Annotated in this window: 13 protein-coding genes; 5 read left to right on the top strand and 8 right to left on the bottom strand. The window is 59.8% G+C overall.

Annotated elements, in window-relative coordinates; translation table 11 throughout:
- Window position 1 precedes the first annotated feature (1 nt).
- The 3 genes from LOY50_RS21930 to LOY50_RS21940 all read left to right on the top strand — a co-directional run bounded on the left by LOY50_RS21930 (window position 2) and on the right by LOY50_RS21940 (window position 5,443).
- On the top strand, window positions 2-1,099 hold the full coding sequence (locus LOY50_RS21930) for a DUF1513 domain-containing protein (RefSeq protein ID WP_258689176.1): 1,098 nt from the start codon (window positions 2-4) through the stop codon (window positions 1,097-1,099).
- A 155-nt stretch (window positions 1,100-1,254) separates the two neighbouring features.
- Window positions 1,255-2,403, top strand: a complete 1,149-nt coding sequence (locus tag LOY50_RS21935) for an efflux RND transporter periplasmic adaptor subunit (RefSeq protein WP_258689177.1) — start codon at window positions 1,255-1,257, stop codon at window positions 2,401-2,403.
- 13 nt (window positions 2,404-2,416) lie between these two features.
- The gene (locus tag LOY50_RS21940; RefSeq protein WP_214509463.1) at window positions 2,417-5,443 is read left to right on the top strand and encodes a multidrug efflux RND transporter permease subunit; all 3,027 of its coding nucleotides are present in this window, start codon (window positions 2,417-2,419) and stop codon (window positions 5,441-5,443) included.
- Between the two features lie 196 nt (window positions 5,444-5,639).
- Here the strand turns inward: LOY50_RS21940 and LOY50_RS21945 are convergent, their stop codons facing one another.
- The 5 genes from LOY50_RS21945 to colR all read right to left on the bottom strand — a co-directional run bounded on the left by LOY50_RS21945 (window position 5,640) and on the right by colR (window position 9,332).
- Window positions 5,640-5,867 (bottom strand): hypothetical protein, encoded by a 228-nt coding sequence (locus LOY50_RS21945; RefSeq protein WP_214509462.1) that lies wholly within the window; start codon window positions 5,865-5,867, stop codon window positions 5,640-5,642.
- 2 nt (window positions 5,868-5,869) lie between these two features.
- The gene (locus tag LOY50_RS21950; RefSeq protein ID WP_214509461.1) at window positions 5,870-6,580 is read right to left on the bottom strand and encodes a lipopolysaccharide kinase InaA family protein; all 711 of its coding nucleotides are present in this window, start codon (window positions 6,578-6,580) and stop codon (window positions 5,870-5,872) included.
- 4 nt (window positions 6,581-6,584) lie between these two features.
- On the bottom strand, window positions 6,585-7,253 hold the full coding sequence (locus LOY50_RS21955) for a class I SAM-dependent methyltransferase (RefSeq protein WP_258689178.1): 669 nt from the start codon (window positions 7,251-7,253) through the stop codon (window positions 6,585-6,587).
- Window positions 7,254-7,381: 128 nt separating this feature from the next.
- Window positions 7,382-8,659 carry a HAMP domain-containing sensor histidine kinase gene (locus tag LOY50_RS21960; RefSeq protein WP_214509459.1) on the bottom strand — a complete coding sequence of 426 codons (1,278 nt, stop codon included), beginning with the start codon at window positions 8,657-8,659 and terminating at the stop codon, window positions 7,382-7,384.
- Window positions 8,649-9,332: a two-component system response regulator ColR gene (colR, locus tag LOY50_RS21965; RefSeq protein WP_214509458.1), complete on the bottom strand. Its 684-nt coding sequence runs from the start codon at window positions 9,330-9,332 to the stop codon at window positions 8,649-8,651. Before colR ends, LOY50_RS21960 begins: the two co-directional genes overlap by 11 nt.
- A 208-nt stretch (window positions 9,333-9,540) precedes the next feature.
- Between colR and LOY50_RS21970 the strand changes: the two genes are divergently transcribed.
- The gene (locus LOY50_RS21970) at window positions 9,541-11,490 is read left to right on the top strand and encodes an LTA synthase family protein (RefSeq protein ID WP_253477414.1); all 1,950 of its coding nucleotides are present in this window, start codon (window positions 9,541-9,543) and stop codon (window positions 11,488-11,490) included.
- A 53-nt stretch (window positions 11,491-11,543) separates the two neighbouring features.
- Window positions 11,544-12,287 carry a phosphatase PAP2 family protein gene (locus LOY50_RS21975; RefSeq protein ID WP_258689179.1) on the top strand — a complete coding sequence of 248 codons (744 nt, stop codon included), beginning with the start codon at window positions 11,544-11,546 and terminating at the stop codon, window positions 12,285-12,287.
- A gap of 210 nt (window positions 12,288-12,497) precedes the next feature.
- Here the strand turns inward: LOY50_RS21975 and groL are convergent, their stop codons facing one another.
- From groL to LOY50_RS21990, 3 genes are all read right to left on the bottom strand, one after another.
- A complete protein-coding gene (gene groL / locus LOY50_RS21980; protein WP_014339862.1) occupies window positions 12,498-14,141 on the bottom strand; it encodes a chaperonin GroEL in 1,644 nt (547 codons plus the stop codon).
- Window positions 14,142-14,191: 50 nt separating this feature from the next.
- Window positions 14,192-14,485, bottom strand: a complete 294-nt coding sequence (locus LOY50_RS21985) for a co-chaperone GroES (protein ID WP_003204913.1) — start codon at window positions 14,483-14,485, stop codon at window positions 14,192-14,194.
- Window positions 14,486-14,729: 244 nt separating this feature from the next.
- Window positions 14,730-15,206 (bottom strand): FxsA family protein, encoded by a 477-nt coding sequence (locus LOY50_RS21990; protein WP_014339863.1) that lies wholly within the window; start codon window positions 15,204-15,206, stop codon window positions 14,730-14,732.
- Window positions 15,207-15,270 lie beyond the last annotated feature (64 nt).

Genomic DNA, 15,270 nt, shown 5'->3' on the forward strand with positions numbered 1-15,270 from the left:
CATGTTTCGACGTCAGGCTCTGGCACTGGGCAGCTTGCTGCTCGGCGCCGTCACCCTGGGCGGCTGGACGCTGTTCAAGCAAAAGGACAAGCACCCACTCTTGCTTTCGGCACGGGACGACGGCGACGGCAAGCACTACGCCGTCGGCTATCGACTGGACGGCACCCGGGTGTTCGCCACCCAGGTCGGCCAGCGCTGCCATGACATCATCAATCATCCGACACAGCCGATTGCGCTGTTCGTCGCCCGCCGTCCAGGTACCGAAAGCTACCTGATCGACCTGCGCGACGGGACGCTGCTGCAAACCATCACTTCGTTGCCGAACCGGCATTTCTACGGCCATGCGGTGATCCACAAAAGCGGCGAATGGCTGTATGCCACCGAGAACGACACCACCGACCCGGGACGCGGCCTGTTGGGCGTGTACCGTTTCGAAGGCGAGCGGCTGGTGCACAGCGGCGAGATGTCCACCCATGGCATCGGTCCGCACCAGGTCTCATGGATGCCTGATGGCGAAACCCTGGTGGTGGCCAATGGCGGCATTCGCACCGAGGCCGAAAGCCGGGTCGAAATGAACCTCGACGCCATGGAGCCGAGCCTGGTGCTGATGCAACGCGATGGCACCCTGCTGAGCAAGGAAACCCTCGCCCAGTCGATGAATAGCGTGCGCCACCTGGGCATCGCCAGCGACGGCACCATCGTCTCCGGCCAGCAGTTCATGGGCGCTGCCCACGAGTCGTCGCAACTGCTGGCGATCAAGCGGCCGGGCCAGCCGTTCCAGGCGTTCCCAGTGCCTGAAGAGCAATTGCAGGCCATGGGGCACTACACTGCCAGCGTCGCCGTGCACAGCGACCTGCGCCTGGTGGCCCTGACCGCTCCTCGTGGCAACCGCTTCTTCATCTGGGACCTGGACAGTGGCGAAGTACGCCTGGATGCGCCGCTGCCGGACTGTGCCGGCGTGGGCGCGGTGGCCGACGGGTTTGTCGTGACGTCGGGCCAAGGGCGTTGCCGCTATTACGATTGCCGGCAGACACAACTGGTTGCAAAACCATTGGATCTGCCGGCAGGCCTCTGGGACAACCATTTGCATCTGGCCTGAGCCAGGGAGCGAAGCACCTCGGTGCCGAGCTCCCTGATTTTTCGGAAGAATCCCACGCATCACCGGCCCGCCAACATCTGGAATAGCCCGCACACTCAGAGTAATGTGCCCGCCTATCTGTATTTTCTCTCAGCTCTTTTCCAAGGAAGTGGAACATGCTGCGACGCCGCATGCTGATCATGTTGGGTGTTGTCCTGCTGGTGGTGCTGCTGCTCGCCGGCTACAAGGCCTTCTCCGTCTACCAGCAGATCCAGATGTTTTCTGCACCCAAACCACCGGTCAGCGTGGCCGTGGCCACGGCCGCCCAGCAACCCTGGCAAGCTCGCCTGCCCACCGTTGGCAGCCTCAAGGCGCTGCAAGGCGTGGACCTGAGCCTGGAAATCGCCGGGACCGTGCAGAAGGTGCAATTCCAGTCCGGGCAGAAGGTCAAGGCCGGCCAACCGCTGCTGCAACTGGACAGTGAAGTCGAAAGCGCCCTGCTGGAAACCGCCGAGGCCGACCTTGGCCTGGCGCAACTGGATTTCGGTCGCGGCCGACAACTGGTGGGCAGCCAGGCGATCTCCAAGGGCGAATTCGACCGGCTCTCGGCGCAACTGAAGAAGAACCAGGCCACGGTCAACCAGCTCAAGGCTTCGCTGGCCAAAAAACAGATTCTGACGCCATTCAGCGGCACCATCGGTATTCGCCAGGTGGACGTTGGCGACTACCTGGCCAGCGGCACGGTGATCGCCACCCTGCAGGACCTCAGCAGCCTTTACGTGGACTTCTACGTCCCCGAGCAAACCGTGCCCAGGCTCGCCGTTGCCCAGTCGGTCAACGTCAGTGTCTCGGCCTATCCCGGGCAAAACTTCGTCGCCACCATCAGCGCGATCAACCCCAAGGTCGAGGACAGCACCCGAAACGTGCTGGTGCGCGCCACCCTGGCCAACCCCGACGGCAAGCTGCTGCCCGGCATGTTCGCCAACCTGCAGGTGATCCTGCCGGACGTGGCCGCCGGAATCGTCGTGCCGGAAAGCGCCGTGACCTACACCCTCTACGGCAACTCCATGTACGTGGTGACCCAGAAGAAAACCGCCGACGGCAATGTCGAGAAAGACGACAAGGGCCAGCCGGTCCTGATCGCTGAACGGCGTTTCGTGGAAACCGGCGAACGACGCGACGGGCAGGTGCTGGTTACCAAAGGCGTGCAGAGCGGCGAGCAAGTCGTGATTGCCGGCCAGCTCAAGCTCGATAACGGTACGCCGATCGCCATCAGCGACGACAAGACCCTGACCGAACAGAACAGCCCGCCGCGCGCGGACTGATCAAGGAACCCCCATGGCTTTTACCGATCCGTTCATCCGCCGTCCGGTGCTCGCCACCGTGGTCAGCCTGTTGATCGTGCTACTGGGCTTCCAGGCCTGGAGCAAGTTGCCCCTGCGTCAGTATCCACAAATGGAGAACGCCCTGATCACGGTGACCACCGCCTACCCCGGGGCCAATGCCGAGACTATCCAGGGCTACATCACCCAGCCGATGCAGCAGAGCCTGGCCAGTGCCGAGGGCATCGACTACATGACCTCGGTCAGCCGCCAGAATTTCTCGGTGATTTCGGTCTATGCCCGCATCGGCTCCAACAGCGACCGGCTCTTTACCGAACTGCTGGCCAAGGCCAACGAGGTCAAGAACCAACTGCCCCAGGATGCCGAGGACCCAGTGCTCAGCCGCGAGGCCGCCGATGCCTCGGCACTGATGTACATCAGCTTCTTCAGCAAGGAACTGAACAACCCACAGATTACCGACTACCTGTCACGGGTGATCCAGCCCAAACTGGCGACCCTGCCAGGCATGGCCGAGGCGGAAATCCTCGGCAACCAGGTCTTCGCCATGCGCCTGTGGCTGGACCCGGTCAAACTCGCCGGCTTCGGCCTGACTGCCGCCGACGTGACCAATGCCGTGCGCCAGCACAACTTCCTCTCCGCTGCTGGTGAAGTGAAGGGCGAGTATGTGGTCACCAGCATCAACGCCAACACCGAACTCAAGTCCGCCGAGGCCTTCGGCGCAATCCCGCTCAAGACCGACGGCGACAGCCGCGTGTTGCTACGGGACGTGGCCCGCGTGGAAATGGGGGCCGAGAACTACGACTCCATCAGTTCCTTTGGTGGCACGCCCTCGGTGTACATCGGGATCAAGGCCACGCCGGGTGCGAACCCGCTGGATGTGATCAAGGAAGTACGCAAGATCATGCCGGACATGGAGGCCCAGCTCCCGGCCAACCTCAAGGCCGAGATCGCCTACGACGCCACCCTGTTCATCCAGGCTTCCATCGACGAAGTGGTGAAAACCCTGTTCGAGGCGGTGCTGATCGTCATCGTCGTGGTGTTCCTGTTCCTCGGCGCCCTGCGTTCGGTGGTCATCCCGGTGGTGACCATCCCGCTGTCGATGATCGGCGTGATGTTCTTCATGCAGTTGATGGGCTACTCGATGAACCTCCTGACCCTGCTGGCCATGGTGCTCGCCATCGGTCTGGTGGTGGACGACGCCATCGTGGTGGTGGAGAACATTCACCGGCACATCGAGGAAGGCAAGACCCCATTCGACGCCGCGATAGAAGGTGCCCGGGAAATCGCCATGCCGGTGGTCTCGATGACCATCACCCTGGCGGCGGTGTACGCGCCGATCGGCCTGCTCCAGGGCCTGACGGGCGCTTTGTTCAAGGAGTTCGCATTGACCCTGGCCGGGGCGGTGGTGATCTCCGGGATCGTCGCCCTGACCTTGTCACCGATGATGTGCGCCATGCTCCTGCGCCACGATGAGAACCCCTCGGGGCTGGCCCATCGGCTGGACATGGTTTTCGAACGTTTGAAGAGCCGTTACCAGCGCATGCTTCACGGCACGCTCAACACCCGGCCGGTGGTACTGGTGTTCGCCGTGATCGTCCTGCTGCTGATCCCGGTGCTGATCATGTTCACCAAGTCCGAACTGGCCCCCGACGAGGACCAGGGCATCATCTTCATGATGGCCAACGCCCCGCAACCCACCAACCTCGACTACCTGAACACCTACACCGATCACTTCATTACCATCTTCAAGGAGTTCCCGGAGTACTACTCCTCGTTCCAGATCAACGGCTATAACGGCGTACAGTCGGGCATCGGCGGCTTCCTGCTCAAGCCCTGGAACGAACGCAGCCGCACCCAGATGGAAATCCTGCCAGAGGTCCAGGCCAAGCTGGAAAGCGTGCCTGGCTTGCAGATCTTCGGTTTCAACCTGCCCTCGCTGCCGGGCACCGGCGAAGGCTTGCCATTTGCCTTCGTCATCAACTCGCCGAAGGATTATGCGACGCTGCTGGAGATTGCCGACCGGGTCAAAAAGCGCGCATTGGAATCCGGCAAGTTCGCCTTCATGGACATTGACCTGGCGTTCGACAAACCCGAAGTCGTGGTGGATATCGATCGCGCCAAGGCCGCACAGATGGGCGTCTCGATGCAGGACCTGGGCGGTACCCTGGCGACACTGCTGGGTGAAGCCGAGATCAACCGCTTCACTCTCGAGGGGCGCAGCTACAAGGTCATTGCCCAGGTCGAACGCCCCTTCCGGGACAACCCGGACTGGTTGAACAACTACTACGTGAAAAATGCCAAGGGTGAATCACTCCCGCTGTCGACCCTGATCAAGGTCAGCGACCGGGCGCGACCGCGACAACTGAACCAGTTCCAGCAGCTCAATGCGGTGACCATTTCGGGCTTTCCCATCGTGAGCATGGGCGAGGCGATCGAGACCGTCCGCCAGATCGCCCGGGAGGAAGCCCCGGTGGGGTTCGCCTTCGATTACGCCGGGGCGTCGCGCCAATTTGTACAGGAAGGCAGCGCGTTGTGGGCGACCTTTGCCCTGGCACTGGCAATCATCTTCCTGGTGTTGGCCGCGCAGTTCGAAAGTTTCCGGGACCCGCTGGTGATCCTGGTGACCGTGCCGCTGTCGATTTGCGGCGCCTTGATTCCGTTGTTCCTCGGCTGGTCAAGCATGAACATCTATACCCAGGTGGGGCTGGTGACGTTGATTGGCCTGATCAGCAAGCACGGGATCCTGATTGTCGAATTCGCCAACCAGCTGCGCAGGGAACAGAACCTGACACCGCGCGAAGCCGTGGAACAAGCCGCGTCGATTCGTCTGCGGCCGGTGCTGATGACCACCGCAGCAATGGTGTTCGGCATGGTGCCGCTCATCTTCGCCACGGGCGCCGGGGCGGTGAGCCGCTTCGACATCGGCACGGTGATCGCCACCGGGATGTCGATTGGCACCTTGTTCACGCTGTTCGTGTTGCCTTGCGTCTACACGCTGCTGGCCAAGCCGGACAAGGCCTGAGGTGAACACCTGTGGCGAGGGATACTGTGGGAGCAAGGCTTGCCCGCGATGAAGGTGATGCGGTCTTCCAGGAATCGGGGCGACTGTTTCGCGAGCAAGCTTTGCTCCCACAAAATCCCCTCGCCACAATGGTTTTTCTGCAGTCAAAAAATAAAGGCCTCGCACAAGCGAGGCCTTTATTTTGGCTTCATGTCTCTCAACTTTGCGGCCTCATCCCCTGGGACAGGCTGAACATGAACAGCAGCAGGTCATTATCCGGTCGGATCGTCTCGCTGACCTTTGCCACACGCGGCAAAGGACAATGCGCACCCGCATTGGAGGCACTGAGGATCTGCGAGCGTGGCTGCTCCCACACAGCCACCGCCATCGATGCAACTGCCAGGGCTCCGACTAAAAACAAACCTCTAGCAATTTCTAGTTTCATCGCTATAAACCTTTGATAGCGCTGCCAAACGCCGCCTCGTAAAAGTAGACCAGTTTTTTCCAGTCAGCCTCGCTGAACGACGAGTGGCGCCGCAACTGCTTCAGGTCATGGGATGCCGCACGTTGGGCGGTCAGACGCTGGCGACACTTTTCAAAATCGAGCAAAGCCACTTCGGCCTTGGCCGCCTCGCCCTCCCCGGTCACGCGCACAAAGACGTGCTTGATGTAGATACAGCCATGTTGCCAACGGCCCTTGTGCATGCGGGCCAGGTTTTCAGCCAGTGCCAGGAGGATTTGATCATGCACGGCTTCGCCATGGCGCTCGCGGCCACCGCCGGCATACCAGTGCTCGATCTCTTCAAAACCTTCCAGCGCCTGGGTTACCAGCAGCGCACGCCATTTGTGAACCGGGTCCCGTTGGGCGCCACAGAAAATGAGCTGGGGCACGCGAACACCCAGTCGGGTCAACGCCAGGAGTGCGTCTTGCTCGCGCAGCACGGTCGGTCTACCGAACGGGTGCAACCAGCTGCGATAAATATGTCCGGTCTGACGCTTGGCATAAAGCAGCTTGCCGTCCTTGCTCTTGATCCGCTGTACGCCGCTTTCACCGCCGCGACGCACATTAGGTTCTTCCACCCACTCACCCTGCTGACTCCAGAAGTGTTCGAAGTCGTCGAGAAGAATCGTCGATGGTTCTGCTGCCTGTACACCCATGCCTTTACCTCTTGCGTAATACATAAACTCGCCACATGGCATAGAGCGGTAGAAAATCCAGTCGTTCCTGAATGCGAAACCCTGCCTGCCGAAACTCCTCCTCTACTGTAGCAACCGGTAACACAAATCGATTCTGGTAGTCTTTTTGCCCACGAGTGCGTTCCTGGCGCTTGCGTTTCCAGGCCTTGAAATTGCCATCGACCCATAACGAAACGAGCACGCTGTCGCGGCTGACACGGTGGAATTCCCTAAGAATCGCCAGTCGGTGCGCGGGTTCACCGATGTGATGCAACAGGCGCATGCAAAAAATGCTGTCGACGGCGTTATCAGGCAAGGCAATGTCGAACGCAGAAGTGTGCAAGGGTTGTACCCGTTTCACCACATCGGCCGGTTGAGCCTCCATTGCGGTCTTGAGCATGGCCTCGGAATTGTCCGCGCCGATGATGACCCGGTTCGGTTTTTCGGCCAACAAAGACCAGAATCGCCCGGCACCGCATGGCAAATCCAATACCAGGCCTGGATCACCCACCAGTGCCAATGCGCGGCGGGCCAGTTGCTGGTCTCGTAGGTTGGAAAGACGGCGACTCAAGCTGCCTCGATGCTTATGAAAATACTTCTTGGCGTGCTGCTCGTCGTATTTCTCGGAAAAATCGAGTTTGATCGGGTCGGGCATTGGTGGGGGCCTCCATGTCTGAATAGCCCCCACCTTATGAATTGCTATGTCAGGGTCAGGTCATCACTTTGTGAAAAATTCGTCATGTAAATGACCGAATTTTTACAAGATTTTTCCAAGCTAAACGATCACACCTTCGGATTCAACTCCACCTCGAAATGGCAACCGTTGGGTTCCATCGTGCTGAGACTCACCGTCCAGCCCTGGTTCTCGCAAATCCGTTGCACCAGTGACAGTCCCAACCCCAACCCCTCGCCACGCTTTTCATTGCCGCGCACGAATGGCTCGAACATCGCCTCGCGCTTCTCCTCCGGGATGCCCACGCCGCTGTCCTCGACCACGAAGCCGGTCGCAGACAACGAGAGACGGATGAACCCCTGGTCGGTGTAGTGCAAGGCATTTCGCAGCAGGTTGCCCATGACGGCGGTCAGGAACGTGGCGTTATACAGGGTGTCCAGGGTTTGCCCCGGTTCGAAGATCAGCGTCAGGCCTTTGGATTCGATGGAGCCGCGCCATACTCCGAGGAGATTTTCAGCCACCTGTGCAAGGTTCCGCCGAGGCGACATGCCGTTGTCTTCGCGCTGGGCCCTGGCGAGCATCAGGAAGGTCTGCACCAGTTCGCGCATCTCTTCACTGGCCCTGTTGATGCGCTCGACCTGGGTGCGACCACGCTGGTCCAATGCCGGATTTTCCAACAGCAATTCACAGGAGGTCGCCAAGACCATCAACGGTGTGCGCAATTCGTGGCTCACGTCGCTGGTGAACAATCGTTCACGGGTCAGGGCCTGGCGCAAGCGCCCCAGTGTTGCGTCGAACGCCACGGCCAGTTCACCCACTTCATCGGCGGCATAATCTGGAGCCAGCGGCGGAGCCAGGCCCAGGAGCTGGTCGCGGTGGCGCACTTGCCGGGCCAGGCGAACCACCGGCGCCATTACCCGGCGTGCCAGGACCCAGCCCAAAAATACCGCCAGTGCCAGGCTGAGCACAAAGCCCACCAGCACCACAGCGAACAGCACCCGTTCGCGCTCTTCGAAGTCGCTCTGGTCCTGCAGCAACACGTAATGCCGGCCGTCAACGATCTCGACCATGGCGTGATAGGACAGCTGCTCGCGGAACACCTCGTGGAAACCGCGCTCCAGATGGCGCAAATCCTTGGGCAACTCGAAGTCCCCCGGGCCGCCGCTGAAATAAAACAACTGGTCGGGCTCTGGGCGATGGCTCCAGTCGGAAACACTGTCCATCAGCAACAGGCGTTGCAGGTCCCCGCCCAGTCCGGCGGAAATCAATTTCTCTTCAACCAGATGGACCGTCGCGATGATGCCCAGGGCAAAAGCACCCGCCACCAACGCACTCATCAGTGCAAACGCGATGATGATCCGTTGGGCAAGGCTTTGCTTAAACTCCATCACGGCCCTCGGTCAAGCGGTAACCAACGCCGTGCACTGTATGCAGCAGCTGTTTTTCGAACGGTTTGTCGATGACCTGGCGCAGTTGGTGGACATGGCTGCGCAGGCTGTCGCTGTCCGGGCAATCATCGCCCCACAACGCTTCTTCGAGGATTTCGCGGCGCAGCACGTGAGGGCTTTTCTGCATCAGTACCGCCAGCAGCTTGAGGCCCACAGGGTTGAGCTTGAGCAGCTTGCCTTCACGCGTAACTTCCAGGGTGTCGAGGTCGTAGCTCAGGTCACCGACCTGCAAGGCACGGCGACCACCACCCTGGGACCGACGCATGACGGCTTCGATCCGCGCCGCCAGCTCCGACAAGGCAAAGGGCTTGACCAGGTAATCGTCAGCCCCGGACTTGAAGCCCTGCAGCCGGTCGTCCAACTGGTCCCGCGCGGTGAGCATGATCACCGGCGTATCGAGCCGGGCGTCTTCGCGCAGGCGCTTGCACAAGGTGTAGCCGTCGATGCCCGGCAGCATGATGTCGAGCACGATCAGGTCGTAGTGTTCGGTCGCGGCCAGGTGCAACCCCGACAAACCGTCCTGGGCACAATCGACGGTGTAGCCCTTGAGCCCCAGGTAATCGGCCAGGTTGGCCAGGATATCGCGGTTGTCTTCGACCAATAGAATTCGCATGGGCACCTCTGTGTACACAGTTAACGGCCATCTTGGCCCGCGCAGCTTACGGCCAATGCCGATTCAGGGCTAGAGCTGGAGACGGCGGAAAATTGACGCCTACCATACGTCAGCTTTTAATGGTTTTTTCACTATCGATTCACAACCTGACTACAGTGAGGGAGCAAGACTCTCGCGCTATCGGATTGATATATAAGGAAAGTAGTAAATGGACTTTATCAAAGCGGCGCCCATGCGCTTTCTGCTGCTGGTCACCAGCGTCTGGCTGGCAGTGTTTATCCTGACCCGAACCGTTCTGCTGCTCACTCACTTGGATGAGGCCGGAGGCATCGCGTTTTCCGTGTTTGGCACCGGGCTGCTGTATGACCTGGGGTTCCTCGCCTATGCCATCCTGCCGATGGGGCTGTATCTGCTGCTTTGCCCTCCAGCCCTATGGCACCGTCGCGGTCACCGCTGGTTTCTTCGCGGGCTGCTGACGGTCAGCGTGTTCGTCATGCTGTTCACCTCGGTCGCCGAATGGCTGTTCTGGGACGAGTTCGGCGTACGTTTCAATTTCATCGCTGTCGACTACCTGGTCTATTCCGATGAAGTGCTGAACAACGTGCTGGAATCGTATCCAATCGGCACCCTGTTGACGACTCTTGCGGTACTGGCCGTGGGCTTGAGCCTGGCGTTGGGCAAACCGTTCAATGCCGCGTTGGCCGCCCCATTGCCGCCCTTGCGCGGACGTCTGCTCAATGCATTAGGCCTGTTGGCTGTCGCTGGCCTGAGCCTGCAATGGCTCAGCCAGGATGCACCGCGTGCCCAGGGCGGCAACGCCTACCAGAACGAACTGGCGAGCAACGGCCCGTATCAGTTTTTCGCGGCGTTTCGTAATAACGAACTGGACTACGGACAGTTCTACAGCAGCCTGCCCCCAGCGACCGTCGCCCAGCAGATACGTACTGAACTGAGCGAGCCCAATGCGCGCTTCATCGGTGAGGATCCGCAAGACATCCGCCGAATGATCGACAGCCCCGGCACCGCCCGTAAACCGAACATTGTGCTGGTGACCATCGAAAGCCTCAGCGCCAAATACCTGGGCAGCAACGGTGATCAACGCAACTTGACGCCCAATCTGGACGCCTTGCGCAAACAGAGCCTGTATTTCAATAACTTCTACGCCACAGGCACTCGCACCGATCGAGGCCTGGAAGCCATCACCCTGGCTATTCCGCCTACCCCGGGACGCTCGATCGTCAAGCGCATTGGCCGGGAAAGCGGCTTCGCCAGCCTTGGCCAGCAGTTGAACGCGGTCGGCTACGACAGCGTGTTCGTCTATGGCGGGCGCGGTTACTTCGATAACATGAACGCGTTTTTCAGCGGTAATGGCTATCGGGTCGTCGATCAAACCAGCGTCGATGAATCCGAGATCCACTTCAAGAATGCCTGGGGCATGGCCGATGAGGACCTGTACAAACAGACGTTGAAATTGGCCGATGCCAATCATGCCCAGCAACAGCCATTTTTATTGCAGTTGATGACCACCTCTAACCATCGTCCCTATACCTACCCGGATAACCGGATCGACATCAAGTCCGGCAATGGCCGTGATGGCGCGGTAAAGTACACCGACTATGCCATCGGTCAGTTCCTGGAGCAGGCGCGGCAAAAACCGTGGTTCGATAACACGATCTTCGTCTTCGTCGCCGACCACACGGCCGGCAGCGCCGGCAAGGAAGACCTGCCGATCAACAATTATCAGATCCCGTTGTTCATCTACGCGCCGAAGCTGATCGAACCGCGAGAAGACGGCCAACTCGCCAGTCAGATTGACCTCGCACCCACCTTGCTCGGCTTGCTGAACATGGATTACCAATCGACGTTCTTTGGTCGCGACCTGTTGCAGGACAACCCGTTGCCACCCCGCGTCGTCGTAGGAAATTATCAGCACCTGGGCCTGTTCGACGGCAAGGACCTGGCAATCCTCAGTCCACGCCAGGGCCTGCGACGGCATGACGATGCGCTGACCGAAAGTCGCGAATCCCGGGCGGACAGCGCAGACCCGCTGATCAGCCGCGCCATCACGTATTACCAAACCGCCAGTTATGGCTTCAAGCAACAGCTGCTTGGCTGGAAAGCACCCAAGGAGGGTGCCGAGCAAATCAGCGAACGTTAATCGAACTGCCCCAGGCTGATGCCCTGGGGCGTTTTCTTTGTTCAGGACCTGTCATGTCATCAAGCGTTCTACGCCCTGCCCCTCGCCCGCTAAACTTCTGGTTGTGCCTCACAGTTCCCATCGTTGCGGCAATCACTCTGGTTTTGCTGGAGTGGACCGACCTGGACATGGATTTGGCCCGATTGTTCTATGACCCGGCCGCCGGCTCCTTTATCGGACGCCATAGCTTTTTCCTGGAAGACATCCTGCACGATCGAGCCAAAGAGGCAGTCATCGTGTTCTCCGTGCTGGCGGTCCTGGGATTCATCAGCTCGTTCTTCATCGCCCGCCTCAAACCATTCAAACGCGAACTGGGCTGCCTGGTGTTGTCCCTGGCACTGGCGACGTCCTTCGTCACGCCGATGAAAGCGGTGACGGCGGTGCAATGCCCCTGGAGCCTGAAGGAGTTCGGCGGCAAGGAAACCTACAGTGAGCTGCTGAGCCCGCGCCCGGCCACGGACAAACCCGGTCGATGCTGGCCCGGCGGTCACGCCGCTACCGGGTTCACGTTGTTTGCGCTGTTCTTCGTCCTGCGCGACCGCCGCCCACGCCTGGCCCGCCAGGCTCTGATATTCGCCTTCACGTTGGGAACGGTGTTCTCCCTGGGGCGGATGATGCAAGGGGCGCACTTCTTTTCCCACAATGTGTGGACAGCGGTGTTCTGTTGGCTGATCTGCCTGGGGTGTTACTACTACATCCTGTACCGACCGGCTGTCATGACTGATCGCGCAGCGTTGAGCCAGCCCGCCAACGCCTGAAAGCGCCTCGGACAAACCCTGTGGGAGCAAAGCTTGCTCGCGATCGCAATGGCAGCTTCAGCATCCTGGCAAGCTGACCTACCGCAATCGCGAGCAAGCTTTGCTCCCACAGAGGTAGCTGGGTCCAGCTCAATGCTGGGCAAATACAAGGCAATAAAAAACCCCGCTTGCTTTCGCAGGCGGGGTTTTTCGCTACGGGGTAAGGCTGGCTTACATCATGCCGCCCATGCCACCCATGCCGCCCATGTCTGGCATGCCGCCGCCAGCTGGAGCGTCTTCCTTGATTTCAGCGATCATCGCCTCGGTGGTGATCATCAGGCTGGCAATCGACGAAGCCGCTTGCAGAGCCGAACGAGTCACTTTGGCTGGGTCCAGGATACCCATTTCGATCATGTCGCCGTATTCGCCGGTAGCAGCGTTGTAACCGTAGTTACCCGAACCCTGCTTGACCTTGTCGACCACAACGCTTGGCTCGTCGCCGGAGTTGGCAACGATCTGGCGCAGCGGCGCTTCTACAGCGCGACGCAGCAACTGGATGCCCACGTTCTGGTCATCGTTGTCGCCTTTGAGTTCGCTGATGGCTTGCAGGGCACGAACCAGTGCCACGCCGCCGCCAGGTACCACGCCTTCTTCAACGGCTGCGCGGGTAGCGTGCAGGGCGTCTTCAACGCGGGCTTTCTTCTCTTTCATTTCAACTTCGGAACCAGCGCCAACCTTGATCACTGCAACGCCGCCGGACAGCTTGGCCAGACGCTCTTGCAGTTTTTCACGGTCGTAGTCGGACGAAGTGTCGGCCACTTGCTGACGGATCTGCAGAACGCGAGCCTGGATGTCAGTCTCAACGCCGGCACCGTCGATCACGGTGGTGTTTTCCTTGGACAGGATCACGCGCTTGGCGTTACCCAGGTGCTCCAGGGTGGTGCTTTCCAGGCTCAGGCCGATCTCTTCGGAGATAACGGTACCGCCGGTCAGTACGGCGATGTCCTGCAGCATGGCCTTGCGACGGTCGCCGAAGCCTGGAGCCTTGACGGCTGCGACTTTAACGATACCGCGCATGTTGTTCACGACCAGGGTCGCCAGGGCTTCGCCTTCAACGTCTTCAGCCACGATCAGCAGTGGGCGGCCGGCTTTGGCAACGGCTTCCAGCACTGGCAGCATTTCGCGGATGTTGGAGATCTTCTTGTCGACCAGCAGGATCAGCGGACCGTCCAGCTCGGCAGTCATGGTCTCTGGCTTGTTGACGAAGTAAGGGGACAGGTAGCCACGGTCGAACTGCATGCCTTCTACAACCGACAGTTCGTTTTCCAGGCCCGAGCCTTCTTCAACGGTGATCACGCCTTCTTTACCGACTTTTTCCATGGCTTCGGCAATGATGTCGCCGATGGAGTTGTCGGAGTTGGCGGAGATGGTGCCGACCTGAGCGATTGCCTTGGTGTCAGCGCATGGCTTGGACAGGGCCTTGAGCTCTTTGACAATGGCGATGGTCGCCTTGTCGATGCCGCGCTTGAGGTCCATCGGGTTCATGCCGGCAGCGACGGCTTTGAGGCCTTCGTTGACGATCGATTGAGCCAGGACGGTAGCGGTGGTGGTGCCGTCGCCGGCGTCATCGTTGGCACGGGAGGCAACGTCTTTGACCAGTTGCGCGCCCATGTTTTCGAAGCGGTCTTTCAGCTCGATTTCTTTGGCTACGGAAACGCCGTCCTTGGTGATGGTCGGAGCGCCGAAGCTCTTCTCGATGATCACGTTACGGCCTTTCGGGCCCAGGGTCGCTTTTACTGCGTCAGCCAGGACGTTGACACCGGCGAGCATTTTCTTGCGGGCGGAATCGCCGAATTTAACTTCTTTAGCAGCCATGATCGATATTCCTTAAATACTTTGTAGTAACGGGAAAATGGGCGGGGGAATCAGCCTTCGAGAACAGCGAGGATTTCGTTCTCGCTCATTACCAGCAGGTCTTCGCCGTCGACTTTCACTGTGTTGCTGCCGGAGTAAGGGCCGAACACAACCTTGTCACCCACTTTCACGGCCAGCGCACGTACTTCACCGTTTTCCAGTGCCTTGCCTGGGCCTACAGCGAGAACTTCACCGTGGTTGGCTTTTTCAGCAGCCGAACCTGGCAGGACGATACCGCCAGCGGTTTTCTTCTCTTCTTCGCTGCGACGGATGACGACGCGGTCATGCAGAGGACGAAGCTTCATTGTCGATCTCTCCTAATTTTTGGTTTTCATCGGCCGGTGTAGTCCCGGCGGGTTTAACAAAGCCGGCGGAGCCGGGTGCGGTTCGTCAGTCGAACCGCGGAAGTCTGTCCGGTGTCACCACCGGAAACCTTGCGGTGACCGTTACATAAGGGCGCACAAGTGGATTACAAGGGCGGGGACAGAAAATTTTTTACTCCGTGCCACCAAAACGAGCACGGCGCCCGAAGGCGCCGTGCTGATGGTTTTACTTGGAATCGCGGTGTTCGAATTCGCCTTCGATCACGTTGGGCTCGCGGCCCACAGGCTCGCGCGGCGCCGGCCCGCCACGGGGTTGGAGGTCATCGGCGAAGGCGCGTTGACGCATCGCCTGCTCTTCGGCGCGCTGGCGCATTTTATTGGCCAGCAGCCTCCGGGTGAACGGCAACAGCATGACCAGGCCCAGCACGTCGCTGATAAAGCCTGGCAGGATCAACAGGCCGCCACCCAGTGCCAGCATCAGGCCTTCGAGCATGGTCTGGGCGGGCAGCTCGCCGCGGTTCAGGCTTTCACGGGCCCGCAATGCCGTGGCAAGGCCGGCGATACGCAGCACGAACACGCCGAGCATCGAGCCGAGAATGACCAGCAGCAGGGCCGGGAAAAACCCGATCGCACCGCTGACCTTGACGAATACGAACAGCTCCAACACCGGGAACAGCAGAAAGAGCAACAAAAAAGGGCGCATCAAATGGTTCCTCAACGCAAGAATGCCTTGCTATGAAACCCTAAATGACGTCGCCCTTTCGTGA

It is taken from the genome of Pseudomonas sp. B21-010, assembly GCF_024749325.1.
GTDB classification, from domain to species: Bacteria; Pseudomonadota; Gammaproteobacteria; order Pseudomonadales; family Pseudomonadaceae; genus Aquipseudomonas; species Aquipseudomonas kilonensis.